We start from the raw sequence: 25366 nt of genomic DNA, 5'->3' as shown, positions 1-25366 counted from the left end.
CAATATCGTTCTTTGCCAAGTCATTAGTAGTAGTGCCTAGGGCTTTAAAGTTGGAATCTAGAGTTTGGACTGTAGAGTCTATAGCCTGGAGTTGCTCGTGCAGCCCATCTAGCTTGGTCAATAAGAGGTCTTTGACCACCTTTACCCGACTCACCAAGGGAAGATTGAATAGAGAAGATCGACCGGCTGGGGGGATCGGTTGTTCAGACATTGGAAATTGACCTATAAAAATTGACCTATGGTTACCAACGCGATTAAGTATCCAATCTACTCTACCTCATCCGGTAGATCGGGAAATAGTTGCTCGAAACGCTGATCGGATGGCTCGCCCTTAGCTAGAGAATTCCAAATCCAGTCTCGAATCCCAACGGCAGAAAACTGTGGACCAGCGGCTAGGGCTTGTTCACGCATTTGGCGCTGAACCGTTGGTGTTGTGACATGCTCAACCGCTGCTCGCAACTGTTCAGCATCGTAATCGCAAACCGTTCCAATTCCAAATCGCTGTACGAATCGAGCCGCCCCTGTCTTGGGGCTGCCCAGGATAATCACGGGTGTACCAGCGGTTGCCATCACAAAAATGATGCGTCCGGGTAGGCTGAGGCGAGAAAGCTCTTGGCGATCGTCCCGTTCGTCTAAAGTGCCGGTTGGTACGATTACATAGGGATACGATTTGAGCTGCTCCGCCAGTTCGGGTTCTGGTAAAATGCCGTGAGAGGTAATTCCTTTCTGGCGAATACTTTCCAGGGATTCTTTCAGCCAATAGTATTGGTTGTGCCCAAACCAATCGAGATGGATGTTGGCTCCTTGGGTGGCCTGTTGCAGCATTTCAAACCAGTTTTTACTCCAAATACTGCCAATTAATACGCCCGTTTTGCTTGCTACTAATTCCGGTTTGGGTTGGTGCAAGGTCCGATTAATCAAGGTCTCTTGCACGATAGCAGGCAGTAGCCAAAATTTGAGATTATATTTAGCTTCGTAAGCATCTCTGAGTTCAGGATGGGTAGCAAATCGAACTGAGCACTTGCTGAGAAACTCTAGCATGAGCGGATCGGGAATACTTTTGACGACAATATTCTGATCGTCCATGATGTAGGTGCCCAGTGGAACGTTAAACAGCTCCTTAACTGCAATAGACGAGATCAAATCGTCTGGAGCATAAGGCACGCAAAACGCTCGTGCAACCGTGCAACCGCGCAACGCATTGAGGATATTTTGAAACGCTTGATGTCGAGTGCAACTGCCTTGGGTTAACTGAATACTGACATCGCCAAACTGGTGGTCTGCGCCATAGTGGTTGTGGGAGCGAATTGAAAAAACACGAGGTGTTCCGGCAAAAATGCGGTTCACCAACGCTCCAGTACCATGCTTTTCGGTTACTTCGTTGAGGGTAATAATGACACTAGCATCGGTTAGTTTTTGCTTGAACCGGGGCAAGCGTTGATTCGCAGCTGTCAGATTTTGATGGCGAGGCTTGAGATTTTCAAAACGAGTGTTGATCGGTCTACCGTGGGCCAGCGAATTCCAAATCCATTCACCGATGCCATCAGCTGAGAGGGCGCTGGCTAACTCCGCGATCCGACTGCGCATAATCTGCTGCACTTGAGCAGAACAGAGGTATTCGACTGCGTCCTGAAACTCATTTGCATCGTAGCTGCAGACGACTCCGATCTCAAACTCTTCAACAAATTTGGCTGCTACACTATCGCGTCGGCCTACCACAAGGATAGGAGTATTTCCGGCGGCAGTAATAAAACTGATTCGTGAAGGTAAGCTGAGCTTAGCAATTTCGGGCCTGTCGTCATCATCGTCACCTGCTCCTGTAGGCACTACCGCGTAAGGAGCTTGACGCAACGGAGCCACCAGTTCGGCTTCAGGTAGATAACCCCGAAAGGTAATTCCGTCTTGCTGAAGCTCATGATCTTCAAATTTCAGCCAGTTTCGATTGGGCTTGCCATACCAATCTAAGGGAATGCTTGTGGTTCGTGTCAGACCCCGAAGTCGATTTAGCCAAGCTGGACTCCAGATATTGCCGACAATAATTCCACGCTGAGTTGCTAAACGGTCTGATGACAACAGTTGGGATTGAGGTTGAATAAATTTGCCTGGGATGACTGGTGGCAACCACCAGAATTGGACCTGATATTTTTGCTGATACGCCTGACACAGCTCTCTGGAGATACCTAGGCACAAATCTGATTTTGCTAGCAGTTCTCGAATATACCGATCAGGAATATTTCTGGCATAAATATTTTGGTCGTCCATCAAATATGTGCACAGGGGGACGTCGTACAAATCTTTGAGAGCAATTGTAGAGAGAACATCATCTGTAAAATAAGGCACTGACAGGATTCTTCTGATCTGGTGGCCCTTGAGTGTCTGGCTGACCCGATTGAGGATATAAAACTGGTTTTGGCTATCGTGTTTTAAGCAGAAATTGAACTTACCAAAGTCTTGCACACCGTCATAGAGATTGTGGGAGCGGATGGTCAAAATGTCTTGGTTCTGTTCGCCAATTCGCTGTAGCAAAATGCCCACGCCTTGCCGTTCGTTGATCTCACAGTGGGTAACAATTGCATCGAGTTGAGGTTTTTGCTGAGCTGTTCTCAATTGCTCAAGCCTAGCCGAGAGTTTTTGCCGTAGCTGTGCCTGTTGGGTCAACGTATTCATAATTCAACTGCAATCCATGCAGGGCAAATTTCCGGTTTGTTAATCTAGGTTGCTTAATCCACGTTGTCTAATGCGCCACAGCTCATTTAGCTTGGTAGAAGCACATCAAACATTGTTGAGCTAAAGGTTGAGCTAAAGTTGCTGAGCTGAAACGACAAGCTCTAAAAACGCTGCACTTGAGCAGTATAAATGTCTTGCAAAATATCTTGCAAAGTATATTTGTACTGCCAGTCTGGGTAGTGCTGCTGAAACTTTCTAACGTCAGAAATATACCAAATATGGTCGCCGGAACGGTTATCGTCAGTGTAAGTGTAGCTGAGTTTTTTACCGACCAGTTCTTCACAAACTGAGATGGCTTCTAGCATTGAACAGTTGCTATGGCGGGAGCCGCCTATGTTGTAAACTTCGCCACAGCGGGGATTTTGGTAGAAGTGGTAGAACGCATTGACGAGGTCAAAGCTATGGATATTATCCCGCACTTGTTTGCCTTTGTAGCCAAAAATCGTGTAGGGCTGTCCAGTAATGGTGCACTGCATCAGATAGGCTAGGAACCCGTGTAGCTTTGCACCCGAATGGGCAGGGCCGGTCAAACAACCCCCTCGAAAGCTGGCTGTTTTCATCGTGAAGTACTTACCGTACTCTTGTACTAAAACATCGGCGGCTACTTTGGATGCTCCAAACAGTGAATGCTTGGAGTTGTCAATTGACATTGATTCGTCAATTCCAATGTAGTAGGGATGCTCAGGAGAAATTTCCCAGCGAGATTCTAATTCCTCAAGCGGCAAAAAATTAGGTGTGTCACCGTAAACTTTGTTTGTAGAAGTAAAAATAAAAACAGCATGGGGACAGCACTGGCGAGTCGCTTCTAGCAGGACTAGCGTACCGTTAGCATTGACAGTGAAATCGACATGAGGATCACTAGCAGCCCAATCATGGGAAGGTTGAGCTGCTGTATGGATGATCAGGCTGATATCTGAAGAATAGGTTTTAAAAATAGCCTCAATCTGCTCACGATTGCGAATGTCGGCATCATAGTGCTGATATTGATCGCCATAGGTGTCTTTCAACAGATTGCGGTTCCAAACTGTAGAAGCTTTCTCACCAAAAAAGTAGGCTCGCATGTCATTATCGATACCCACGATGTTGAATCCCAAATTGGCGAAGAATCGAACTGATTCCGAGCCGATTAGACCGGCTGAACCAGTAATAATAACCGTGGACATGCACCTTCACTCCTCAGATCCGGTTCTGTAAAACTGGACTATTTTACAACTTTCGGTCATTCACCAAAAGTCTTTCACTCGTGAAAGACCATCCTTCTGGAGCAAAATGCACCGATGTAGCACATTCAACTAGCCCATAATGCTTTAGTCAGGGAGGGTAGCCTGAATTTCTCTAGCGAAGGGCTTTAGTATTCGGTAGATTCTAGAGGCGATACGAACTGTTCAAATCGATGGTCAATTGGTTCACCTCGTTGAAGCGACTGAAAAATCCACTGGGGAATACCTACGTCTGAGAAGGAAGGAGCAATCGTCTGCGCATTCTGCCGCAGCAATGTTTGCATCTCTGAGCCTGTAATCTGTTCGATCGCCTGCTGAAAGCTGTTGGGATGATAGTCGCAAATGATACCTAAATTGAAGCGTTCCACAAAACGAGCGGCAGCAGACTCCCGGCTCCCCAGGACAAGGATTGGCGTATTCGATGTTGCCGTGATAAACGGTACCTTCGTTGGTAAACTAAGCTTCGCTACTGCCTGATTATTTTCAGTTTCTGTACTGTCAAAAACTCCAGAAGGCAGAACGGCAAAGGCATATTCTTTCAGCTTTTCGGCCAGTTCGGGTTCGGGCAGCGGATCGCGAAAGAAAATGCCATCTTGTGCTAGTTCAGCGGGGTCAAACTGCAACCATCGGCTTTTAGACGCTGCATTACAGTACCAGTGAATCGTAATACCAGAGCCTTTGACAGTCTGCCGCAGCAAGTCTAGCCAGCGTTGTCCCCAAATGTTGCCAACAATAATTCCGGTTTTGGGATTGCGCGGTTTTGGGACTGTGCCTATGTCCGTGTGAATCAATTCGCCTGTAACTACTGGAGGCAGAAGCCAGAATTTGAGGTTGTATTTGTGTTGATAGGCTTGCTGTAACTCTGGGGAAATTGCCAATCGTAGTGAGGACTTGGTCAGTGCTTCTTGCATCAGGGGATCAGGAATGCCTTTGGCGTAGATATTGTTGTCATCCATGATGTACATGCAGAGGGGCACATCAAACAATTCCTTAATCGCAATCGCAATTAGAATTTCATCTGGATCAAACGGAATGCAAATTACCTGACGAGGCGTACACTGAGCAAAAGCTTGTAAAACATTGGAAAATACATTTTTACGGCTGAGTTCCTGTACCGATATAACAGCACTCAGATCGCCGAAATCATGCTCTGCATCATAATGATTGTGAGCACGAATTGAAAAAATATTTGCACAGCTACCAAAGATCTTATTAATTAAAACGCCGGTTCCATGTCGCTGATTAACTTCATTGGCGGTTACGATTACATCCGCATTCAGCAGTGTTAGTTCCGAAGAGGTTAAGCGATCGAAAATAATTTGCTCGGATTGAATAGCAGCATTAGAGTCGCGTGCTTCTAATAAGGCATTTAACTTTTGACGTAATTCAATGCTCTTGGTCGCGAGACTTCCTTGCTGTTCAAATGCCATTATTGATGTCACCTTGCTGAACCAGATAATATAACTACTTTAGCTGAATCAGCTGACCTTTCTACACCGTGTAATGGGCTGCTGTCTGGGGGATGAAGTTGCGTCTGGATATGGTTGGTAAGGTTGTTCATCAAAACCAGGGGAGTAGGGCAGTTCTTCGTTGAGAACTCTGACAACCCGATCTTCTTTTCACTTGGTTCAGAGGGACGTGAGAAGGCGTTGCTGAATTAGAGTATAAATCGCTGGGGCTAGAACTTTCGGCCAGCTCCCTTTTCCAATATGCCTATAGAGAGATAATCTCTTCTGTTGCGGGCTTCCCGTAGAGTAAGCTTGCAACAGCTATGGAGAGTAATGATTTTCCCCTTGCGGAGATACTCGTCTGGATACCACGACCTGGATACCGTGGGGTTATGAGTGGAGAAAGGGGCAAAACTCTATATTCAGCAACACCAATCCTGGCTAGTTCAGCTTGGTCGTCCCAAACTTTTCTGGTCAATTAGTTCGTTGGTCAATTAGCTCTGAGGAGCTACACCGAGGGCTTTATCGCCAGCACCGCCATCTTCTTCCGGCTTACGTCGATGCCACTTGCCATCTTCACCACGGGTGTAGTGTTCATTCATTTCGATGGTTTGCCATGCTACACGAGCAGCGGCTTGTTCATCCTTGCTGTTTTCTAGAAAGCTGTTATAGGCAGCCAAATACATTCTTTGGGCTTCCTGCGGTAGGGACTCTTTGACATCTTGCGGCAAATTCTCTAGTGTCAGCATCGTAGCTTTCTCCTGAATTCTATGTCTAACATCAGTCATCAATGAACTGACCAAAATTGCTCAGCCAGTCTGGTTGCTATTGCTCTGTAATGTAGGCAGATTGCTGCAACTCAACCTCTCTCGGATGGCAGAATTGCCGAACTGTCAGATCTGCAATTTGATGGTATCTCTCCATAGAGCTGCTTTGTGTCTATAGCTAGCAGTGTTTGAAGTTTTATCAGTTCGAGCAAAATCAGAGGGTTTCTCTCTTGAGAAAGATGCTAAAGCCAATGATTCAAGCGAATTTTAGACTAAAGACATATCAGGTTTTACAGAGGTGCGCTTGTTGCTGATTACGGCGATTTCTGTTGGAGCGAATTGTTGGCGCATAGGAGAGGATATGAACTTAAGCATGTTAGTGTCACTAGGTGTAGAGAGATGGGGAGCACGACTAGCACAGGTCACGACTCCTGGAATAGGAGCACCCGGCCCTGCCATCGGTACACCTGAAGCTGCGTCGGTTCTGTTTTCAGGACCGCAATTTTTCATTGCCCTGGTTTCAGGAATTTTGTTGGCATTCGCGATCCAGCTATTGCTGACGAATCTTTCTGTTGCTGCGGGTATCTCCTTCTTAGGAGGCCGATCCTCTTCGGATAGCAGTCGAGACACTAGCAGCGACGATAGTGGCGTGGGGGCCACAATTCGCAAAATCAGCTTTGGCGTCGGCATCTGGACTCTGATTAGCGTTAGCATCGCTCTGTTTTTTGCTTGTTATTTGGCGGTGCAGCTGAGTCTGTTATCTAGCGCCAACCTAGGAGCAATTGTTGGTTTGGTGATTTGGGCCGCCTACTTTTCGCTGTTGGTTTGGGTTAGCTCTACCACGGTTGGCTCGCTGATTGGCTCAGTGGTGCAAGCGGCCACCTCTGGCTTTCAGGCGGTATTGGGTACGGCTACCGCAGCACTAGGTGGACAGGCTGCCAAACGTCAGGCAGTTTCGACGGCAGAAGCCGTAGCAGCAGCGGTGCGGAACGAGTTAGGGGCGGGTGTCGATTCGGAGACTATTCGAGATTCAATCGAAACCTATGTCCGGAATTTGCGCCGCCCCGGTTTAGATCTAAATCGGATTCAGGGCGAGTTGACTAGTTTACTCAATGATCCAGAAGTGACCCGACTAGCGGAAGAAGGGGAATTGCGCCATATCGATCGGCAGACCTTTCTCAATCTGATCAGCCAACGGACGGATTTATCAAAGCAAGAAGTGAATCGACTGGCCGATCTGCTGGAAGCAGCTTGGCAGCAAAGCTTGGGCCAGCGCAAAACCTCGGATAGCACTGCCGAATTGGTCGAATATCTGCGTTCTACTCAGTCAGGGCAACTGCGGTTAGAAGAGCTTAATGCGAAGGTAGATCGGCTGTTGGCAGAACGGCAGCAACAGACCAGTTCCGCCGATGCAGCTCAGACTGGCCCGATCCAACAAACATTGCAATCTGGTCTAAACACTGCGATTGGCCTATTGGTGGGCCGTACTGATCTCAACGATATGGATCTGGGGCGCATTTTGAAGCGGCTGCAATCAACTGCGGCTCAGGTTACGGACCAAACCCAGTCGTTGGTGGGGCAGGTCGGTAGTGACCAGACGAGCTATAGCCCGATTGAAACGGATGTGGAGCAGTATCTGCTGAATACCTACTCCTGGGAAATGGATCGGGATTCGATCAACAGAGACTTCCGCAATACTTTGTATGACCCATCTGCCGATCCTAATGCGGTAATTGAGGCTGTTTCGCGGTTAAATCGTCGTCGGTTTGTAGAATTGTTGACTTCGCGGGGAGTGTTTACCCAGTCGCGGATTCAGGAAATTGCTGACCAGTTGGAAGCCGTGCGGCGGGAGGTTCTGTCAACTGCCCAAGCGGCACGAGAGCGCGAAATTGCGGTAGACCTGCAGCAGCGCATCGATATTTATCTGACCGTGACGCCGAAAGAACAGTTGGTCTCGCCCGATACCTTGCCGGCATTTAGAGCCATTATTGAAGATGCGGATGCAGAACCCGAAATTCTGCAACAGCGTTTGGCGAGCTACAACCGTACTGGGCTGGAGCAAATTTTGCTGAAGCGTCAGGACTTAACTATTTCAGAGCGGAACGCCATTCTGGATGCGTTAGACCGCACTCGCGAACAGGTACTGTTTGAATCGCAGTCACTCCGGGATCAAGCCAAGCAACGCTACAGCGAATTTCAGCAACAGCTAGAGTCCTATCTGCGCAACACCGGCAAATCGGAACTGAACCCAGAGGGAATCAAACGAGATTTGCAGCTTCTGGCTAGCGATCCAGCCACAGGAATGACCGCGTTACGCTATCGGGCGGCCCAGTTTGACCGCGATACACTGGTGCAATTGCTGAATCAACGACAAGACTTGAGTGAGACTGAGATCAATCAAATTCTCGATCAGGTGGAATCGACTTGGTATAGCGTGGTGCATGCCCCGAGTACGGTAGTGCAGACGGTAAAAGACCAATACGATCAAACGTTGTCTACCTTGGCAGACTATCTACGTCGTACCAACCTAGAGGAACTCGATCCGGATGGAATTCAGCGCGATCTGAAGCGACTATTTGAAAATCCGCAAGAAGGTGCGCTAGCTCTGCGGCGGAGACTATCTAGAATCGATCGAGAAACGTTGGTGCGCTTGCTGAGTCAACGACCCGATCTAAGTGAAGAGCAGGTCAACCGCACCATTGATCAGATTTTAGGATCGATTCAGCAAATCATTCGCTCGCCTCGTCGGTTAGCGTTGCGGACTCAACAGCGGGTAGTTGATTTTGAAGCCGGTCTGGAAGAGTATCTGCGCAAAACCAACAAGGCAGAGCTGAATCCAGAAGGCATCAAGCGCGATCTGCGATTGCTGGTCGAGTCGCCGAAGCTGGGTGTGCAGAGTCTAGGTGAGCGGTTGTCTCGCATGGATCGTTCGACGTTGATTGCCCTGCTATCTCAGCGGCAGGACATGACGCCCGAAGAAGCCGAGCGGATTGTCTCGAATATTGAGTCGGTGCGGGATCAGATGCTGGCGCAGGTGAAGCAGGTACAGGCACGAATTCAGGCTGTGATCGATGGCATTTTTGCCCGCATTCGCAACTACCTCAATTCGTTAGAGCGTCCAGAACTGAACTACGACGGTATCAAGCACGATATCGGACAGTTATTTGAAGATCCGCAGGCTGGGTTTGAGGCCCTTCGTTCTCGATTGAGTCAGGTTGACCGAGGTACGCTAGTGGCGTTGCTGAGTTCGCGGGAGGATATTTCCGAAGCCGACGCTAACCGTATCATCGATCAGATCGAGGCAGCCCGGACGGGTGTGCTACAGCGAGCTGAGCGGATTCAGCTAGAAGCACAACGTCGGCTAGAGGCTGTCAAACAACAGGCGCAACATCAGCTCGAAGAAACCCGTAAGGCGGCAGCAGTAGCGGCGTGGTGGCTGTTTGCAACAGCTTTAGTGTCGGCTGCGGCAGCAGCTCTAGGAGGAACATTGGCATCGAGTTAAAGCGATTGCCCGGTGTAAGGTTAATTCCCCCCTACGTCTGTTCTGTGGGGGAATTAAACATTAATTTGACTCAATTATTCAAGGAATAAGTGTTACATGATCGTGAATTTAGTCGAAAACGGCTGGGAAGTGATTTATCATCGTGCCCATGCCTTGCTAGCAGCGCAGCTTGCTGGTCACTGGCGTCGATCTGATGCTCCAGAGCGGCTGTATGAAACCATTGCAGCGATTTCGCACCATGATGACTTAGAGCGAGAGTGGCAGGGCAACCATCTAACTGAAGTAGGTGCACCGCTAGATTTCACGCTGGAAAATGTAGAAGATGGTTCCCTTGATAAGTTAAGAAAACAAATTGAAAGTGCTCGCTATCGAGGTCGCTGGGTCACGTTTCTCACCTCCAAGCATCTCTACTTTTTGAACCAGAGCCAGCGGGGTGCTTCTAAAGAATGGGATGAATTTCTGGAGCAGCAACTCAAACTTCAGCAGAAGTATTGCCGTGAGTTAGACATTGATGCGGAAAGCGCCGAACGAGCCTATCAATTTATGCTGTGGTGCGATCAGCTATCGTTGATTCTGGCAAAGCGGATGGTGCCGGAAGGGGGGCGAGCCTTGGAAATCACCAGCGGCATCGATGGGCAGCGGTATGATGTCCGGCAACTGGCAGATGGAAAACTCACAGTTGAGCCTTGGCCGTTTGGGGAGAAGGAATTTACCGTCAATGTAGAAGCCTGTCAGCTCTCGGAACTGAAGTATGACAGCAATGATGCCTTGGTGGAAGCGCTGCAGAAAGCGCCGATCAAGGTTTTGGAATGGACGTTTGTGAAGCAGTAGGACACGCGGGAGCGATTTGAAGGTCTCGCTCCTCCACTAGTTCAAACTATCCCTCAGCTGCGACTCAGTGTGGTTAAAGAATAGGGTTGACAGCGGATTTTTGTGGATGCGAAATCCAAAGAAATTGCATTCTTCCAACGGTTTGCTAGCATCAGGTGATAAGCTGAAGAGCTGTCTGGTTAGTTAGTAGTTTAGAGCCTGATCACCCACCCAGCGATGAAAGATTTAGATATCAAGAAAACCACCGAACTGCTGAATACGATTATGGAGTTTGAACTGGCGGGAGTGGTGCGCTATACCCACTATTCGCTGATGGTCACAGGACCCAATCGGATTCCAATCGTCGATTTCTTTAAAACCCAAGCGACCGAGTCGTTGCTGCACGCTCAGCAGGTCGGCGAAATCCTCACCGGGTTGGAGGGCCATCCTTCACTGCGGATTGCCCCAATCGAAGAATCTCATCGCCACTCGGTGCAGGACATTTTGCAGGAAAGCCTTAACCACGAGAAGCGCGCCCTAGACTTGTACAAGAAGCTGCTAGATGTAGTAACGGACGCCAGCATTTATCTAGAGGAGTTCGCTCGTTCCATGATTGGGCAGGAGGAAATGCATAACCTAGAAATCAAGAAAATGCTGCGGGATTTTAGTTGAGAACCGCTCAATCCTCCTCCCTGGGCGGTACCTCTTCTTCTACAGTTTTCACCCGCACCGCGTGTTTACTGGGTCGGAGGCCGCTGCCGCGCCGCCTGGCATAGACCTGGGTAAACTCGGCTCCAATCAACAGGATTTGGGCAGAATAGAAGACCCACAGCAGGATGATCACAATGGAACCCGCAGCTCCGTAGGTAGAAGTAACGCCGCTACTGCCCAGATAGAGGCCAATCAGGTACTTGCCAATATTGAACAGCAGTGCGGTCACAGCAGCACCAACCCACAGATCTTTCCAGGGCAAACGCACGTCTGGTAGAAATTTGTAGATTGAGGCAAATAGGAGCGTGATAATTCCAAATGAAATTGCAAAGTTAATTAAACGAGCTAGTGCTGCGAAATCCTGTAGGTGATTAGTAAAAAAGGTGCTAATGCCAGCTAGAACAGCTGAGAGAATTAAAGAAACTAGCAGCAGGAATCCAATTACCAACACCATCGCGAAGGATAAGAACCTGGATCTAACAAAGCTTTTCCAGCCTAATCCTGGCTTTGGTTTGACATTCCAAATGGTGTTGAGAGCATCTTGCAGTTGACCAAATACGCCAGATGCACCAAACAGCAGAGTACCAACGCCGACTAGCGTAGCAATTACACCACCCGATTCGGTTCGCTGTGTATTCTGGATCATGGCCTGAATCGCCTCGGCTCCCTCCCGGCCAATTAGCCCTTGGATCTGGGTCACTAGTTCGCCTTGAGCGGCCTCCTCCCCAAAAATACTGCCGGCCACTGCAATCGCAATCAGCAGCAGCGGAGCCAATGAGAACATCGTGTAATAGGCCAAGGCCGCTGCCCACAATGACACTCTATCGGTCTGCCATTCTTGAAACGTCTCTTTCAGTAAACCGACGATGGTTTTCAACCGCGTTTTCAACCCCATAGCCCTGCTTCATCCTGCCTAGTCCTGCGGTCCTATTCTGAATTACAGGTTAGATATATCGCATCCACCGGATGGTAAGGATTGGGATCAGTCTAATTATGGAAATACAATCAATCAGCTTTATCCTGAGCAATGTCTCCTACCGTGCCATTAACGGCTTGCAAGTAGTCCTGAGGTGTGAGCTGAATCATCAACCCGCGCATTCCAGCTGAAACGGCAATCTGCTCAAACAGCCCAATGGTTTCGTCTATATAGACCGGGTAGTTGCGTTTACAGGCCAAGGCTGTGACGCCGCCGCGAATGTATCCGGTCAAGGGCTGCACGTCTTTCAGGGCAACGGGTTCGATTTTACGATTTCCGGTTAATTTAGCTAATGCTTTTAGGTTCAAATGTAAGTTTGCTGGAATCACGGCCAAACAAACGCCAGTCCGGTCTCCTCGCGTCACTAGCGTTTTGAACACTTGTTCTGGCGGCAATCCCACTTTCTCAGCGATGCTTTCTGCCGCTAGGTCATTGGGATCAACCTCGTAGGCTAAAAGCTGATAGGCAATGCCCAAGGTATCGAGAATGCGAACTGCGTTCGTTTTCATGACCGCTTAAACCACTAGACTAATCGCGTTAACTGCACCCGGTAGCGGTCTTTTTTGGTAACGGCCACCTCACCGATCTCTAGGCGACCTTTGCCACGAATGGCAACCAGATCTCCCGGTTTCAGGACATAGCTGGCTTGAGTAATTTCCTTCCAGTTGACGCGCACATCCCCGGCGTTGATCAAATCGGCCATTTTGCTGCGAGACATGCCAAACCCAGCTGAGGCAACGGCATCGAGCCGCATCGAGGCTTCTACCGTGGTCAGCTCTTTTTTCTTTGGTTCTCGCACCTTTAATTCGCTCCAGTCGATGGCCTGAGTTTTGACCGGCACCGAACGGACTTGCTTCAGGTTCAGCGTCAAAAACTCCACCATATCGGGAACCACAATCGCCTGTGCGCCGCGCTCTCCCAGCACGATAATATCGCCGACTTTTTCCCGCACGATGCCGGTGCCCAAAATTGCGCCCAAAAAATCGCGATGGCTGGCTGGGTCAAACAAGAAATTGCCCGCGATCTCCATAGCGGCCACCTCAACCTGAGTCTGATCCAGCGGCAGTTCGGCACGGCTAATGGCAAGGCGCTGTCGTTCAGCTTGTGGATAGCCGCCCCATGCCAAAAACTGCACCTCGGTGAGGCGGCCAAACATTTGCTGCACTTCGGCTAACTCAGGCGGAGCCAGGAAATCGGTGCAAACCACTTCCCAGGTTTTGATCGCTTGTTCAGCCTGATCAATGATGCGGGCCACCGTATCACGATTTTCGACTGATTTCAGTAGTTCTTCTCGCGGCAGCATGAGCACTCCAACTAATCAACCGCCCCGCTCCAGTCTGATTGGCTTAGGCGGGGCAATGGTTTCATTGTATCGTTTGATTTGGAGGCAACTGGGGAAGCTTTTTATGGGAAGTTGGGAGTTGGGAGTTGGGAGTTGGGAGCGGGTTTTGCCGTGAGATAACGGTCAGTGGTTTACCAACGGATAATCCTGCCAGTACAGGAGTCAAGAAACCTTCTGTATTCTGACTCCTGGCTCCCTAATATCACCCTACGGTAATCCTTTCAAAACATCGGCCAACATACTAAAGAGCTGGTCAATGTGCTGCTTCTCGATAATTAGCGGGGGTGAAAGGGCAATAATGTCGCCAGTGGTGCGGATTAGCAGACCCCGCTCGTAGCAGCGCAAAAAGCACTCAAAGGCGCGTGCGGTTGGTTTGCCGGGAATCGATTCTAGCTCGATGCCGGCAATTAACCCTAAGTTGCGGGTGTCAATTACATGGGGCAGCCCCTTGAGGGAATGCACGGCCTCTTCCCAGTAGGAGGCTAGGCTGCGAGCGCGGTCAAACAAGCCTTCTTGTTGGTAAATATCTAAAGTGGCTAAGGCGGCTGCACAGGCCACCGGATGGCCAGAGTAGGTGTAGCCGTGAAACAATTCAATCGCGTTATCTGGACCATGCATGAACGTATCGTAGATGTCTTGACGCACGAATACGGCTCCCATCGGTACGGTGCCATTGGTGATGCCCTTGGCGACGGTAATCATATCGGGAATGACGCCGAAATAGTCTGCCGCGAAACCCGCGCCCAGCCGCCCAAAGCCGGTGATCACCTCGTCAAAAATCAGCAGAATGCCATACTTGTCGCAAATCGCCCGCAGTCGCTCTAGGTAGCCCTTGGGTGGAATTAGCACGCCGGTTGAGCCAGCTACGGGTTCTACAATCACAGCTGCAATGTTAGACGCATCATGCAGTGCCACAATGCGCTCTAGTTCGTCGGCCAAGTGTGCGCCCCACTCTGGCTGGTTGCGGCTAAAGGCGTTTTGCTGCAAATTGTGGGTGTGGGGCAGGTGATCCACACCGGTGAGCAGGCTGCCAAAAAACTTGCGGTTGGGGCCAATGCCGCCCACGGAAATGCCGCCAAACCCGACGCCATGATAGCCCCGTTCTCGCCCAATCAAGCGTTGCCGTGTGCCTTCGCCTTTGGCACGGTGGTAGGCCAGAGCAATTTTGAGGGCAGAATCGACTGCCTCGGAGCCAGAATTGGCAAAAAAGACATGATTTAAATCGCCTGGCAGCAGCTCGGCCAGGCGGGTGGCCAGCGTAAATGCGCCCGGATGTCCCATTTGGAAGGCCGGGGCGTAGTCCATCGTAGCTACCTGTTGATGGATCGCCTCAACGATTTGGGGCCGACAGTGGCCCGCATTGACGCACCATAACCCGGCTGTACCGTCTAGGACTTGCCGCCCGTCGATGGTGGTGTAGTGCATGTCTTTGGCCGCCACGAACAGCCGCGGGTTGTCTTTGAATTGCCGGTTTGCGGTGAACGGCATCCAGAAGGCTTCCAAATCGGCACGGGTCAGTTGGGTTACAGGACGGGTCAATTCTTGCATAGCGCGTTTGAAGGTTGATTTGGTGATTTGGAATGAACTTCAATTCAGCCAGTTCCAAAGCGGCTGCCGGCAACCATTCTACAAAATCCAACTCCAGTCAGATGGTCAAAACCGGCTACCTTCTTCATAATGACCTTATCACCCTTCGATTGACAGATTTCTAGATAAATCTCAACTTTTGTGAAACTGTGCGAAACTGAAGCCTAGTGTTGGTCTGACGACATATCTAGATATCTTCCCTCTATTTTTTGCCCTTCTTGATCTCTTTATGACTGCCACCCTTGCCCTGCTGGCCCATGATCGCCATCGTGATGCCCTCGTCGCTCTTGTGCGCGAGTATCAGCCTGTGTTTGCGCGCTATCGGCTGTTGGCTCCCCAGGTTACAGGTGAACGCTTGCAAACAGTGCCGAATTTAGCAGTAGAACTGTTGCTGGCCGAGGCGTCGGGTGGCGAAGTCCAGATTGCGGCAGAGGTGGCGGCGGGAAATATAGCGGCGGCAATTTTTTTGGTAGACGCTGCAACCTCATCTGTCGATCCGGCAGTTCAGACACTGCGCCAGATGTGCGATTTGCATAACGTGCCGCTAGCCACCAATTTGGCAACCGCTATGGCGATTGTTGGCAGCTTGGCTCGCACGCGGGTAGCCCATTTGATCTTTAATCCAGTTGCGGGACAGGGCAATTCGGAACAGGAACTGGATCTGATTCAGCGGATGCTGGAACCCCATTTTCACCTGGAGGTGCACCAAACCAGCGTGGAAGTATGCGCTGAGCATTTGGCGGAAAAGGCGGTGGCGGCGCATGCCGATTTGGTGATTGCTTCCGGCGGCGATGGCACGGTTTCTGCAGTGGCGGGTGCTCTGATTGGTACAGAAACGCCGTTAGGCATCATTCCTCGCGGTACAGCCAATGCCTTTGCGGCAGCGCTGGGAATTTCTGCCACCCTGACGCCGATTCGCAATGCCTGTCAGGTGATTTTGGCTGGAAAAACCCGTAATGTGGATGCGGCTTACTGTAACGGCCTGCCGATGGTATTACTGGCGGGAATTGGCCTCGAAGCCGAAGTAGTAGAACGAGCCGACCGGGAAACCAAAGATCGTTGGGGCGCATTGGCCTACCTGATGGCGGGCTGGCAGCAACTCGATGAACAGCAGCTATTTGACACCGAAATTGAAATGGACGGCAAGATCGAACGCTTCCAAGCTGGAGCGATTACGATTGCCAATGCGGCTCCGATTACCTCGGTTTTGGCTCAAGGGATTGGCCAAGTCGTATTTGACGATGGCCTGCTGGATGTGACGATTGCCAGCGCCAGCAGCAAACTGGAGGCCATTCGGTTAATGACCCAACTGCTTGGAGCAGCCTTGATGAAACCAGTGAATAGCCCCAACGTTGTGCATATGGGAGCGCGTCGCCTCAAGGTCACTACCAATCCGCCGCAAAAAGTTGTGGTTGATGGTGAAGTCATTGGCACTACACCAGTAGAAATTGAATGCATTCCGGGAGGATTGACGGTGTTTGCGCCGTGAAAGTAGATCAGCATAGGTCACGGAGTTCTGCTAGTTTTACTTGCTCTGACCAACCTTTAACCATGCAAAAATTTGTTGAGCGGTTAGGGTCAACTGAAGGTCTTCTATTACTTTGAGCGAATGCTCTCCTCTATAAACTTTCGGTGCCTGTTGGGGGGTGAAAATTAAAACAGAATAATCATCTGGATCGAGCATCCAGCCTAATTTACTGCCATAGCTTAAACAATGCAGAATATTGTCAATCACACGATTGACTTTCTGATCCGGTGAAAGAATTTCAATGGTCCAGTCTGGTGCGGCGGTAAAGTCATCTTCTGGTTCACCTCGTTCATTGATTTGGATTCGATTCCAGGCAATTACCGCAATATCTGGAACAATCGAACGCCCACCAAACGTACATCGCGACTCAGGTAGAGCAGTATATGTATCAGTATGATTGTCAATTGTGTTCAGAAGACGCTTTTGTAAGATTGAGTGGCGAGTCTCGGGCATTGGCTTTTGCACAGCGACTCCATCCACATATTCCCATGCTGGAGAATCCCCTATGGAGGGCAGTTTGAGGAACTCTTCAAGTGAGAGAATTTGAGTTGAAGCCGTCATTGGTTTGAGCAAACAGTTTACTTTATGATTTCATTTTTTCCGTGGCATTGGCAATCGAGAAGCCAATTGGTTGCTCATCAATTTCAGCAATCCAGGCGCAACAATCAGTTTCCAGCATTTGGGCGACGGACTCTGGAGTAATGCCCAGCGCAGCAATCTCTTCACGAGATTGGTAATTTTCGATCACGCTGGTTCTAATTTCAAACAAAGTTTCGGTATCGTCTAATTCAGCAACGCGAATGTTCATGGGACTTGCACTGTGCTAGGTTCGGGAATTGCTTCACCTTCTGCTTGCCACGCTGCCAGATACATTTCCATGACTTCTTCTCCATTACGAATGGCTGCTTCGCGGGTTTTTCCATATGTACATGGCATCATGTACATGGCATCACAACTGGCTCGACAAACTCTGGAATTGTGACTAAGAAAAGCTGTTCTTCATCAGACCATTGAGTGATCATGCTACACCGATTCATCAGTCCTCCTCACTTAAATTTTTTAGCTCAGCAAGCAATTTTTCCACAACCTTTTTCAGGCTAGTGAAGTACGAAAAACGGGGTGCAGGGGCACTGCCCCCACACCCCCATACCTCACATGAGTGAAAAACGCTGTAGTTGTTTTTCTATGTTGTTTTTCTATGTAGAGCGGCACATCATCTCCATCCTTGCCTGAGATTGTCAGTGTTTTCTCTCCCATTACTGCAAACCAAAATCAACAACTGTTAACAACTGCTGCAATACGCTTGTGTTTATGGAGCGTATGTTTTATTCTGTCCAGTACTGGTTTTTCTTTGCCCTAAAGAGAATCAGTAATTTAGCTCAAGGACAACCTAGGGCGCTGATCCAAAAGTGCTCGCAACACTCATGGACCAGCTCACCTGACTCTCTGAACCTACCAGAGAGCAAGGCTGTGTTGATTGTACAATCTCGCGGCCTCGCTTGATGCAGACCGTAATGGTCAGGAGTAGTCAGGGCATCAAGCCTTGAGCTGTTTCTTCTCGAAACTGAAAAGCGAGGCTGTATTACGATGACTACTGAATTGAACGAATTGTTGAATATCCATGATGACGAAAAAGTGCAAATCTGGATTATCGGTACCCGAGACCGCGTGAATCACCAGATCAATGAATTCTGTGCCCGCAAGTTTGTCACCGATCGCAACAAATTCAGTCCATTGATTCCATCGCCGTTTGATCAAGGCAAGTATATGACGGTGTTGATTCGCTAAAGCGAGAGGTAAGAATCAGGAGATAGGAGTCAGAAGTTAGGAGCCAGGAGCAAAGGAGCCAGAATGTCGGTTGGCGTTCTAGAAAGCCCTACCCCCCACTCCCCACCCCCCACCCCCCACTCCCCACTCCTGATTTCTGATTTCTGCTCATAGCGGGCTTGCTTCATTAGCCAGCGATTCATCTGCGGGCGGGTCAGGCAGCGAAGCAACACAGAAAAATTCACAGATCCCTCACAGAACCAGAATTGAGAGCTTAGGAGTCAGCATTTATCTTGACTTCTATAGCTGAGTTTGAGTCAATCAATACTCCGTTGACCGTTCAGCGTCAACCCCCTCTCCTGCCTCCTGCCCCCTCAATACCTTCCCCAACTCACTCAGTCCTGCTATTAACCCCTCCCAGTACAGTAATATTTCTAACAAGCAGCCTGTCTGAGGAGGAGAAACACGTGTCAGAGCAGCGATGGTGGGGAGTTGGAACAACCGTAGTGCTTGAACTGGCAGCAATTGGGTTAGATCCTTTTCAGGCTCTAGCGGCATCAGCCCCGCTCCAGGTTCTACCGATTACTCCATCACCGAATTCAGTTCCACTAGCTGTGCCATTGCCAGAACAGGATATTGCTCAGCAGGTTAATCCCTTGGTGCCCTCTGCACCGCTACCCGAAATAGACCTACCCGCCAATCAGCCTACCCGCATCACGCCACCTCGCCCCACACCGCCTTTGCCCGAACAGCCACTGCCCCAATTGCCTGCTCCAGAAGACCTGTTACCCACGCCTGCCCCCGTCCAGCCCGAAGACCTGCCGGGCGATGTGCCGGCCACCGTATTTGTCGAGCGCTTCAACGTGGTGGGCAGTACCGTATTTACCGAAGCGGAATTGGCTGAGGCTACGGCTCCGTTTAGCGGTCGCGAAATTAGCTTTGCCGAACTGCTGCAAGCCCGCTCAGCGGTAACTCAGCTCTATGTGGACCAAGGCTACATCACCTCCGGTGCCTTCATTCCGCCCCAAACGGTTGAAGACGGCGTTGTGACGATTCAGGTGCTGGAAGGCAGTTTGGAAGAAATCAACGTCACCGGTACCCGCCGCTTAAATCCAGGCTATGTCCGCAGTCGCTTGGCGCTGGCCGCCAGTACCCCCTTGAACCAGAATCGGCTGCTAGAAGGCTTACAGCTGCTGCAACTGGATCCCTTGATACAGACTATTTCTGCCGATTTGCAGGCCGGTACCCGTCCCGGAACAAGCGTGTTGCAGGTCGAAGTGCAAGAAGCCGATTCATTTAATGTGCAGCTGAGTGCTGATAATGGTCGCTCACCCAGCGTCGGCAGCTTTCGGCGACAGATTCAGTTTGATCAAGGCAACCTGACGGGCTTAGGCGATGCCCTGAGTGTCGGCTACACCAACACCGACGGCAGCAACGAGGTGAATGCCAGCTACACTCTGCCGCTGAATCCGCGCAACGGCACCCTGAGACTTGCCGCCGGTCGCGCCAACAGCGAAGTGATCGAGGAACCCTTTGATCAGCTAAATATTGATGCGCCCTCCCAGTACTACGAAATCACCCTACGCCAGCCCCTGATCCAGACCCCTACCGAAGAATTCTCGCTCGGTTTCACCGCGTCTCGACAAGAGAGCCAAACCCAAATTGACGGAGAAGGGTTTCCCCTATCGCTGGATGCCGACGAAGAGGGCCGCACCAAGGTTTCGGCATTACGCTTCTTCCAAGAATGGACGGAACGCAGCAGTCAGCATGTGTTTGCTGTGCGGTCTCAGTTTAGTCTGGGGGTGGATTGGCTAGGGGCAACGGTGAGTGATGAAACAGCAGATAGCCGCTTTTTAGCGTGGCGGGGGCAGGGCCAGTGGGTGCGGTTGCTGGCTCCCGATCTGCTGCTGCTGGTGCGTACCGATGTGCAATTGTCCGACAGTCCGTTAGTGTCGCTGGAGCAGTTCAGCATTGGCGGCGCTCAGAGTGTGCGGGGCTATCGGCAAGATGCCATCCTGACCAACAATGGTGCCCTCTTCTCGACAGAAGTACGAGTGCCGGTTTTGCGGGTGCCCGAAATTCAAGGCGTCTTGCAAATTGTGCCGTTTATTGATGTGGGAACGGCGTGGAACAACCCAGATGTGGAGTTGGATCCCAGCACGCTAATCGGGGCGGGAGTGGGTCTGCTCTGGCAGCACAACGATTTCTCGGCTCGGTTAGATTGGGGCATTCCGTTGGTGGATGTGGAAGGGGAAAAGCGGACCTGGCAAGAGAACGGCATTTACTTTTCGATTATCTACACGCCGTTTTAGAGCGCAATGAAAAAGCTGGGTTGTGTTGCAGTGGTCTCTCTTCTGATAGACCAATTCGCTCAAAATTCTGCCTCATTGGTTGGACGACCAAAACGGACTGCCTGCCTACTATGGGGGTGACTAGAGGACAGGAGGCAAACAGGAACTATGGCGACATCTACTCAAGCTAAACCCAAAAATAATTCAACAAACGCCAAAAAAATCCGCTATGCGGTGGTTGGCTTAGGATGGTTTGCGCAAGCGGCAGCGCTGCCCTCCTTTACCCACGCAGAAAACTCGGAGCTGGTGGCCTTGGTTTCGGATGACGAAGTGAAACGACAGGAACTGGGTCAGCAGTATGGGATTGCTAAAACCTATTCCTATGATGACTATGAAGCTTGCCTGAACAGCGATGAAGTGGATGCGGTTTATATTGCACTGCCGAATCATCTGCATCGAGAATATACCGAGCGGGCGGCGAAGGCGGGTGTCCATGTACTGTGCGAAAAACCAATGGCCGTGACGCCAGAAGACTGCGAAGCGATGATTCGAGTTTGCCGGGATAGTAACGTGAAGCTGATGATTGCCTATCGTCTGCACCTAGAGGAAGCAAATCTGCGGGCGATTGAAGTAATCAAATCTGGTAAAATTGGCGAACCGCGCATCTTTAATTCGGTGTTTACGCAACAGGTAAAGGATGAGGATAATATCCGGTTACGTAAAGAAGTAGGTGGCGGTGTACTGGATGATATCGGCATCTACTGCATCAATGCTTCTCGCTATTTGTTTCAGGATGACCCCATTGAAGTGTTTGCCACCAGTGCCAATAACGGCGAAGCGCGCTTCAAAGAAGTAGATGAAATGGTCAGTGCCATCCTGCGCTTTCCTCAGGACCGACTAGCCACGTTTACGGTTAGCTTTGGCGCAGCAAAGGCATCGAGCTATCGGGTGATTGGTACGCAAGGCGACTTGCAGGTTGAACCGGCCTATACTTGGCAGGGCGAGATTAGCCACCGAATTACGGTTGAAGGTGAAACGGAAGAACAATCCTTTGCCGGTCATGACCAATTGGCAGCCGAATTCATTTACTTCTCGGACTGTATTCTGCAAAACAAAGATCCTGAGCCGTCGGGTCAAGAAGGCCTGATCGATGTGCAGATCATTCAAGTGCTGTACGAGTCGATCAAAACGGGTCAGCCGGTACGTCTGGCCGACCTAGATCGTTCAAAGCGTCCTTCTGTCCAGCAGATGATCAATCGTCCGTCGCTTGAGGCAGAGCCAGAGCTAATTCATGCGAACGAGCCTGGAAAATCCTAGGTCGGTTGCTCTACGATATCGACCTAGTAGCATCAGTTAGGAGTTATCCCTGAGTGGATTGATCCGCCCTTCCAGGATAGCTCCTCTTGCTTTTAGCTTGATGCGATCGCTATTATTTAAGCCTTCGTTCTGGCCAAACTTTGCCCCTTTGACCAAAATGGCACTCAGGTCTACACGGTTCATGGTGGCACCATGAAGGGTGGCTTCCCGAAAATCGGCACCGCTGAGGTCTGAATCGTTGAGTGTGGCATTTGTCAACTTGGCCCGGCCCAAATTGGCCCAGCTTAAATTGGCCCAGCTTAAATTGGTTCGACTCAGCCTTGCCCAGCTTAAATTAGCAGCACTCAGGTTGGTTCGGTGCAGTTCGGCTTCGCGCAAATCGGTGCCGCTAAGGTTGGCGTCGCTGAGGTCAGCCCCACTCAAATTGGCCCCAAACAAGACCGCCTCTTGCAGGTCCGCATCACTCAGGTCAGCGCCGCGCAGGTCGGCATGGCTCAGATTTGCGCCCCGGAGAACGGCTTCACGCAAGTTGGCTTTTTGTAGATAGGCATGGGTCAGGTTAGCATCTCGCAAATCGACTCGGCTCAGGTTGGCTCGACTCAGATCGGTGTGGCTGAGGTCGGCATGGCTCAGATCGACTTTGCTGAGCAGTGCCCAAAGGATAAACGCCATATTGGGGTTAGCCCAGACCAGAAATGAATAGCTCGATTCGTCTACGACCACAATCGACCAGATCAGCGTCGTCCAAATCAGAATAATCCCAACCAGAATAATGTTCTTCAGCCAACTGCCCATCTGCTGAGTGTTGGTTTCCCGCAGGTTGATCCAAACCAAAATGGTCCACAGCAGATTAGCCCAAATCAAAATAATTCCAACAAATCGAGCTTCCGTCAGCGACATCCACAGCAAGGTGGCCCAGACAAAATTGGCCCACAGCAGTAATGTGCCGATAAAATGCATCCGGCCTAGGTTTGCGCCTCTCAGGTTTGCACCGCTGAGGTTTTTTTTACCACGCCAGAGGTTAATCCGGGTTCGCAGCCCTGGGAAAAAGCTAAATCGCGGCTTGCGACTAGGCGGAACAAACCGGTTCGATGGATTCGATTCAGAAGAGTGGCGCGGTGGATTCATCTGAGACAAGGTGGATAATGGGATGCAAAAAACTAAGATGCAAAAAACCGAGATGCAGCAATGAAATACTGAGCAGTTGAGGTGCACCCTGCACTTTCAGAGTTGTATCTCATTGAATATCCAGGCGGCAAGTTAGCCCATCCGCCAACTCGACTGGTTTTTGGGTCTGTCGTCCGCAGATTCCGTAAATTCCGTAGGTTTCGCTCCTCAATTGCCGCTTGGTTGATTGAAACCAATTTGCGGGAAAACTAGCCTCAGTGATAATGACCACGATGTGCTAATGGTGACACTAGCCGGTTTTCAACATCTAGGAGCTGAGTTTCAGAATCCGTTTGAAAAACCCCCTAAGTCCCCCAGAATGGGGGACTTTCCCGAACCGTCGCTGTCCAAAGTCCTCCATTCTGGGGGATTATGGCCCTGCGGGCATCCTAGAAAAGGGGGCGGATCCAGACGACAAGATCCTTTTCAAACAGCTTCTCAGCGAGAAATGGAAGTAGAGGTTGAATTTAGGGGTTGAAAACTGCGAGATTCGAGGATATTAACTGGTTGATATGACTGCTCCCGCGACTCCACCCAAAATTCTCATTGCTGAGGATGAACTAATTGTCGCAGAAAACATTGCTCGACATCTCAATCAGCAAGGCTATCTGGTTGTTGCCATTGTTGATTCTGGTGAAGCCGCTGTTGCTGAGGCTGCCCAAACTCAGCCAGATTTGATCTTGATGGACATTATGCTGCAAGGCGAGATTGATGGTGTCCGGGCTGCTAGTGCCATCAATGCTCAATGTCATCTGCCTGTGATCTACATGACGGCCTACGCCGACGATAAAACCCTGGAACGGGCGAAACAAACCGATCCCTATGGCTACTTGGTCAAACCCTTTAAGCCCCATGACCTGAAGACAACCATTGAAGTAGCGCTGCAAAAACATCGATCGGTGGCTGCTGACCGGGTGCGCTATGCGGCTCAACTGCGAGCGGCTGAAGACCAGCTCAACTACCTGCATTCGCTGATTAATTGTGAAGTCTTGGCGCGTCCAAAAGCGGCCCTTGAGCAGGATCTTGGTCTAGAAATGGATCTGCGGCGGGCACTGGATCGACAGGAATGCCATCTAGTGTATCAGCCTAGGGTAGAGTTGCTCTCAGGCCGGATCGTCGGAGCAGAAGCACTGGTTCGTTGGCAGCATCCCACTCGTGGCCTCGTGTCGCCGGCTCAGTTTATTCCTATTGCGGAAGTCACAGGTTTGATCGAGCCATTGGGAAAATGGGTTTTGCAGACCGCTTGCCGACAGCTCAAGGCGTGGCAACAGGTCGGGTTAGACGATTTGACCATCGCGGTGAACCTGTCGGGTTATCAGCTCAAACAGCCCCATCTCTACCAGCAAATTCAACGCATCCTGCACACTACGGGTCTCGATCCCCAAAGGTTGGAACTCGAACTCACCGAAAGTACGCTGATCGAAGACATTGAAATGGCTTCCCAGCAATTGCAAGGGCTGAAGGAGATGGGACTGCAAATTGCCATGGATGATTTTGGTACGGGCTACTCTTGCCTCAGTCATCTGCATCGCTTGCCCTTCGACACCCTCAAACTGGATCGCTCCTTTGTGCGCAACATTGACTCCAACGCTAAAAATAGCGCCATTGCGATTGCGATTATTTCCATGTCTCGTCAGATGAATCTGCGAGTAGTGGCTGAAGGCGTAGAAACCGCCGCAGAGTTAGCCTTTTTGCGAGAACATGCCTGCGACGAAATGCAGGGATTTCTGTTCAGTGAAGCATTGACTGCCGATCAGTTTGCCGACTGGGTGCGTAGTGATCGCAGGCTGTAAGAGTAGATGGGTGCTCAAATCATGTAATTTCCGTCATTGTTGGGATCGACAAAGACTGGAATGTTGTAGAGGTAGCCTCCGACGCCGGGCACGATTTCGCCAGGTGGTAAACCGGGAGTGTTGGGTAATTGTCGGATCTGGTCTTCTAGGGCTGAAAAGCTTTCGGAGGTGAGCATGATTCGGCGTTTGCCGATCCCTGCGGTGTTTAAGGTTTCCGCAGCTAGCAGCACCTCTTCCTGGGTAAAGGTTTTAAGCTCGACTTTCTGGTTCATAGCTATCCTCTGTGCGGCTGTTAAGGTCTGTGGCTAGTAAGTCTGTGATTAGTAAGTCTGTGATTAGTAAGTCTGTGATTAGTAAGTCTGTGACTAGAAAGCTTTAGCAACATTGATTCTGAATGCATCCTACTGAATTGA

Annotated in this window: 22 protein-coding genes; 8 read left to right on the top strand and 14 right to left on the bottom strand. The window is 50.2% G+C overall.

Annotated elements, in window-relative coordinates; all coding sequences use genetic code 11:
- Nucleotides 1-267 precede the first annotated feature (267 nt).
- The 4 genes from HJG54_RS21970 to HJG54_RS21955 form a co-directional block, all read right to left on the bottom strand.
- Nucleotides 268-2667 (bottom strand): hypothetical protein, encoded by a 2400-nt coding sequence (locus HJG54_RS21970; protein ID WP_316431408.1) that lies wholly within the window; start codon nt 2665-2667, stop codon nt 268-270.
- A 161-nt stretch (nt 2668-2828) separates the two neighbouring features.
- Complete coding sequence (locus HJG54_RS21965; RefSeq protein ID WP_316431407.1) at nt 2829-3890, bottom strand: NAD-dependent epimerase/dehydratase family protein; 1062 nt, start codon at nt 3888-3890, stop codon at nt 2829-2831.
- Between the two features lie 185 nt (nt 3891-4075).
- Nucleotides 4076-5377, bottom strand: a complete 1302-nt coding sequence (locus HJG54_RS21960; protein WP_316431406.1) for a hypothetical protein — start codon at nt 5375-5377, stop codon at nt 4076-4078.
- Nucleotides 5378-5889: 512 nt separating this feature from the next.
- On the bottom strand, nt 5890-6144 hold the full coding sequence (locus HJG54_RS21955) for a ChaB family protein (protein WP_035998504.1): 255 nt from the start codon (nt 6142-6144) through the stop codon (nt 5890-5892).
- Nucleotides 6145-6535: 391 nt separating this feature from the next.
- On the opposite strand from HJG54_RS21955, the gene HJG54_RS21950 reads away from it, so the two are divergent.
- The 3 genes from HJG54_RS21950 to HJG54_RS21940 all read left to right on the top strand — a co-directional run bounded on the left by HJG54_RS21950 (nt 6536) and on the right by HJG54_RS21940 (nt 11146).
- On the top strand, nt 6536-9664 hold the full coding sequence (locus tag HJG54_RS21950; protein WP_316431405.1) for an MFS transporter: 3129 nt from the start codon (nt 6536-6538) through the stop codon (nt 9662-9664).
- A gap of 96 nt (nt 9665-9760) precedes the next feature.
- Nucleotides 9761-10495, top strand: coding sequence for a DUF3891 family protein (locus tag HJG54_RS21945; RefSeq protein WP_316431404.1), 735 nt, complete (start codon nt 9761-9763; stop codon nt 10493-10495).
- 216 nt (nt 10496-10711) lie between these two features.
- A complete protein-coding gene (locus tag HJG54_RS21940) occupies nt 10712-11146 on the top strand; it encodes a ferritin-like domain-containing protein (RefSeq protein ID WP_035998497.1) in 435 nt (144 codons plus the stop codon).
- Between the two features lie 7 nt (nt 11147-11153).
- On the opposite strand, the gene HJG54_RS21935 is transcribed toward HJG54_RS21940, so the two are convergent.
- The 4 genes from HJG54_RS21935 to HJG54_RS21920 all read right to left on the bottom strand — a co-directional run bounded on the left by HJG54_RS21935 (nt 11154) and on the right by HJG54_RS21920 (nt 15051).
- Nucleotides 11154-12080, bottom strand: a complete 927-nt coding sequence (locus HJG54_RS21935; RefSeq protein WP_316431403.1) for a YihY/virulence factor BrkB family protein — start codon at nt 12078-12080, stop codon at nt 11154-11156.
- A gap of 110 nt (nt 12081-12190) precedes the next feature.
- Nucleotides 12191-12670, bottom strand: a complete 480-nt coding sequence (gene ybaK, locus HJG54_RS21930; RefSeq protein ID WP_316431402.1) for a Cys-tRNA(Pro) deacylase — start codon at nt 12668-12670, stop codon at nt 12191-12193.
- A 14-nt stretch (nt 12671-12684) separates the two neighbouring features.
- Nucleotides 12685-13464, bottom strand: coding sequence for a photosystem II S4 domain protein (locus HJG54_RS21925; protein WP_316431401.1), 780 nt, complete (start codon nt 13462-13464; stop codon nt 12685-12687).
- 246 nt (nt 13465-13710) lie between these two features.
- Nucleotides 13711-15051 carry an aspartate aminotransferase family protein gene (locus tag HJG54_RS21920; RefSeq protein WP_316431400.1) on the bottom strand — a complete coding sequence of 447 codons (1341 nt, stop codon included), beginning with the start codon at nt 15049-15051 and terminating at the stop codon, nt 13711-13713.
- 268 nt (nt 15052-15319) lie between these two features.
- Between HJG54_RS21920 and HJG54_RS21915 the strand changes: the two genes are divergently transcribed.
- Nucleotides 15320-16579, top strand: coding sequence for a methylglyoxal synthase (locus HJG54_RS21915; protein WP_316431399.1), 1260 nt, complete (start codon nt 15320-15322; stop codon nt 16577-16579).
- Nucleotides 16580-16615: 36 nt separating this feature from the next.
- Here the strand turns inward: HJG54_RS21915 and HJG54_RS21910 are convergent, their stop codons facing one another.
- The 3 genes from HJG54_RS21910 to HJG54_RS21900 are packed head-to-tail and all read right to left on the bottom strand — an operon-like array spanning nt 16616 to nt 17557.
- A complete protein-coding gene (locus HJG54_RS21910) occupies nt 16616-17179 on the bottom strand; it encodes a Uma2 family endonuclease (RefSeq protein WP_316431398.1) in 564 nt (187 codons plus the stop codon).
- A gap of 22 nt (nt 17180-17201) precedes the next feature.
- Complete coding sequence (locus HJG54_RS21905) at nt 17202-17426, bottom strand: hypothetical protein (RefSeq protein WP_316431397.1); 225 nt, start codon at nt 17424-17426, stop codon at nt 17202-17204.
- Nucleotides 17423-17557: a hypothetical protein gene (locus HJG54_RS21900; protein WP_316431396.1), complete on the bottom strand. Its 135-nt coding sequence runs from the start codon at nt 17555-17557 to the stop codon at nt 17423-17425. The genes HJG54_RS21905 and HJG54_RS21900 overlap by 4 nt, the downstream gene beginning before the upstream one ends.
- A 648-nt stretch (nt 17558-18205) precedes the next feature.
- Between HJG54_RS21900 and HJG54_RS21895 the strand changes: the two genes are divergently transcribed.
- Nucleotides 18206-18406, top strand: a complete 201-nt coding sequence (locus HJG54_RS21895) for a hypothetical protein (protein ID WP_316431395.1) — start codon at nt 18206-18208, stop codon at nt 18404-18406.
- A gap of 29 nt (nt 18407-18435) precedes the next feature.
- Here HJG54_RS21895 and HJG54_RS21890 read toward each other — a convergent pair whose 3' ends face one another.
- Nucleotides 18436-18630, bottom strand: coding sequence for a hypothetical protein (locus tag HJG54_RS21890; RefSeq protein WP_316431394.1), 195 nt, complete (start codon nt 18628-18630; stop codon nt 18436-18438).
- Between the two features lie 222 nt (nt 18631-18852).
- On the opposite strand from HJG54_RS21890, the gene HJG54_RS21885 reads away from it, so the two are divergent.
- Both HJG54_RS21885 and HJG54_RS21880 read left to right on the top strand, forming a co-directional pair.
- The gene (locus HJG54_RS21885) at nt 18853-20697 is read left to right on the top strand and encodes a ShlB/FhaC/HecB family hemolysin secretion/activation protein (RefSeq protein WP_316431393.1); all 1845 of its coding nucleotides are present in this window, start codon (nt 18853-18855) and stop codon (nt 20695-20697) included.
- Nucleotides 20698-20844: 147 nt separating this feature from the next.
- Complete coding sequence (locus HJG54_RS21880; protein WP_316431392.1) at nt 20845-21993, top strand: Gfo/Idh/MocA family oxidoreductase; 1149 nt, start codon at nt 20845-20847, stop codon at nt 21991-21993.
- 36 nt (nt 21994-22029) lie between these two features.
- Here HJG54_RS21880 and HJG54_RS21875 read toward each other — a convergent pair whose 3' ends face one another.
- Nucleotides 22030-23121 (bottom strand): pentapeptide repeat-containing protein, encoded by a 1092-nt coding sequence (locus tag HJG54_RS21875; protein WP_316435654.1) that lies wholly within the window; start codon nt 23119-23121, stop codon nt 22030-22032.
- 551 nt (nt 23122-23672) lie between these two features.
- Here HJG54_RS21875 and HJG54_RS21870 point away from each other — a divergent pair.
- Nucleotides 23673-24953, top strand: coding sequence for an EAL domain-containing protein (locus HJG54_RS21870; protein WP_316431391.1), 1281 nt, complete (start codon nt 23673-23675; stop codon nt 24951-24953).
- Nucleotides 24954-24967: 14 nt separating this feature from the next.
- Here the strand turns inward: HJG54_RS21870 and HJG54_RS21865 are convergent, their stop codons facing one another.
- Nucleotides 24968-25225 carry a hypothetical protein gene (locus HJG54_RS21865; protein ID WP_035998469.1) on the bottom strand — a complete coding sequence of 86 codons (258 nt, stop codon included), beginning with the start codon at nt 25223-25225 and terminating at the stop codon, nt 24968-24970.
- Nucleotides 25226-25366: the final 141 nt, after the last annotated feature.

Source organism: Leptolyngbya sp. NK1-12 (assembly GCF_032598965.1).
Lineage (GTDB): Bacteria > Cyanobacteriota > Cyanobacteriia > Elainellales > Elainellaceae > Elainella.
Note: the sequence above shows the minus strand (reverse complement) of the source record. Positions and strands in the feature narration are given on the sequence as shown.

Coding starts and splice junctions, on each gene's coding strand:
- HJG54_RS21970 (WP_316431408.1), bottom strand. CDS start 2,667: ATGAATACGTTGACCCAACAGGCACAGCTACGGCAAAAACTCTCGGCT.
- HJG54_RS21965 (WP_316431407.1), bottom strand. CDS start 3,890: ATGTCCACGGTTATTATTACTGGTTCAGCCGGTCTAATCGGCTCGGAA.
- HJG54_RS21960 (WP_316431406.1), bottom strand. CDS start 5,377: ATGGCATTTGAACAGCAAGGAAGTCTCGCGACCAAGAGCATTGAATTA.
- HJG54_RS21955 (WP_035998504.1), bottom strand. CDS start 6,144: ATGCTGACACTAGAGAATTTGCCGCAAGATGTCAAAGAGTCCCTACCG.
- HJG54_RS21950 (WP_316431405.1), top strand. CDS start 6,536: ATGTTAGTGTCACTAGGTGTAGAGAGATGGGGAGCACGACTAGCACAG.
- HJG54_RS21945 (WP_316431404.1), top strand. CDS start 9,761: ATGATCGTGAATTTAGTCGAAAACGGCTGGGAAGTGATTTATCATCGT.
- HJG54_RS21940 (WP_035998497.1), top strand. CDS start 10,712: ATGAAAGATTTAGATATCAAGAAAACCACCGAACTGCTGAATACGATT.
- HJG54_RS21935 (WP_316431403.1), bottom strand. CDS start 12,080: ATGGGGTTGAAAACGCGGTTGAAAACCATCGTCGGTTTACTGAAAGAG.
- ybaK (WP_316431402.1), bottom strand. CDS start 12,670: ATGAAAACGAACGCAGTTCGCATTCTCGATACCTTGGGCATTGCCTAT.
- HJG54_RS21925 (WP_316431401.1), bottom strand. CDS start 13,464: ATGCTGCCGCGAGAAGAACTACTGAAATCAGTCGAAAATCGTGATACG.
- HJG54_RS21920 (WP_316431400.1), bottom strand. CDS start 15,051: ATGCAAGAATTGACCCGTCCTGTAACCCAACTGACCCGTGCCGATTTG.
- HJG54_RS21915 (WP_316431399.1), top strand. CDS start 15,320: ATGACTGCCACCCTTGCCCTGCTGGCCCATGATCGCCATCGTGATGCC.
- HJG54_RS21910 (WP_316431398.1), bottom strand. CDS start 17,179: ATGACGGCTTCAACTCAAATTCTCTCACTTGAAGAGTTCCTCAAACTG.
- HJG54_RS21905 (WP_316431397.1), bottom strand. CDS start 17,426: ATGAACATTCGCGTTGCTGAATTAGACGATACCGAAACTTTGTTTGAA.
- HJG54_RS21900 (WP_316431396.1), bottom strand. CDS start 17,557: ATGATGCCATGTACATATGGAAAAACCCGCGAAGCAGCCATTCGTAAT.
- HJG54_RS21895 (WP_316431395.1), top strand. CDS start 18,206: ATGACTACTGAATTGAACGAATTGTTGAATATCCATGATGACGAAAAA.
- HJG54_RS21880 (WP_316431392.1), top strand. CDS start 20,845: ATGGCGACATCTACTCAAGCTAAACCCAAAAATAATTCAACAAACGCC.
- HJG54_RS21875 (WP_316435654.1), bottom strand. CDS start 23,121: ATGAATCCACCGCGCCACTCTTCTGAATCGAATCCATCGAACCGGTTT.
- HJG54_RS21870 (WP_316431391.1), top strand. CDS start 23,673: ATGACTGCTCCCGCGACTCCACCCAAAATTCTCATTGCTGAGGATGAA.
- HJG54_RS21865 (WP_035998469.1), bottom strand. CDS start 25,225: ATGAACCAGAAAGTCGAGCTTAAAACCTTTACCCAGGAAGAGGTGCTG.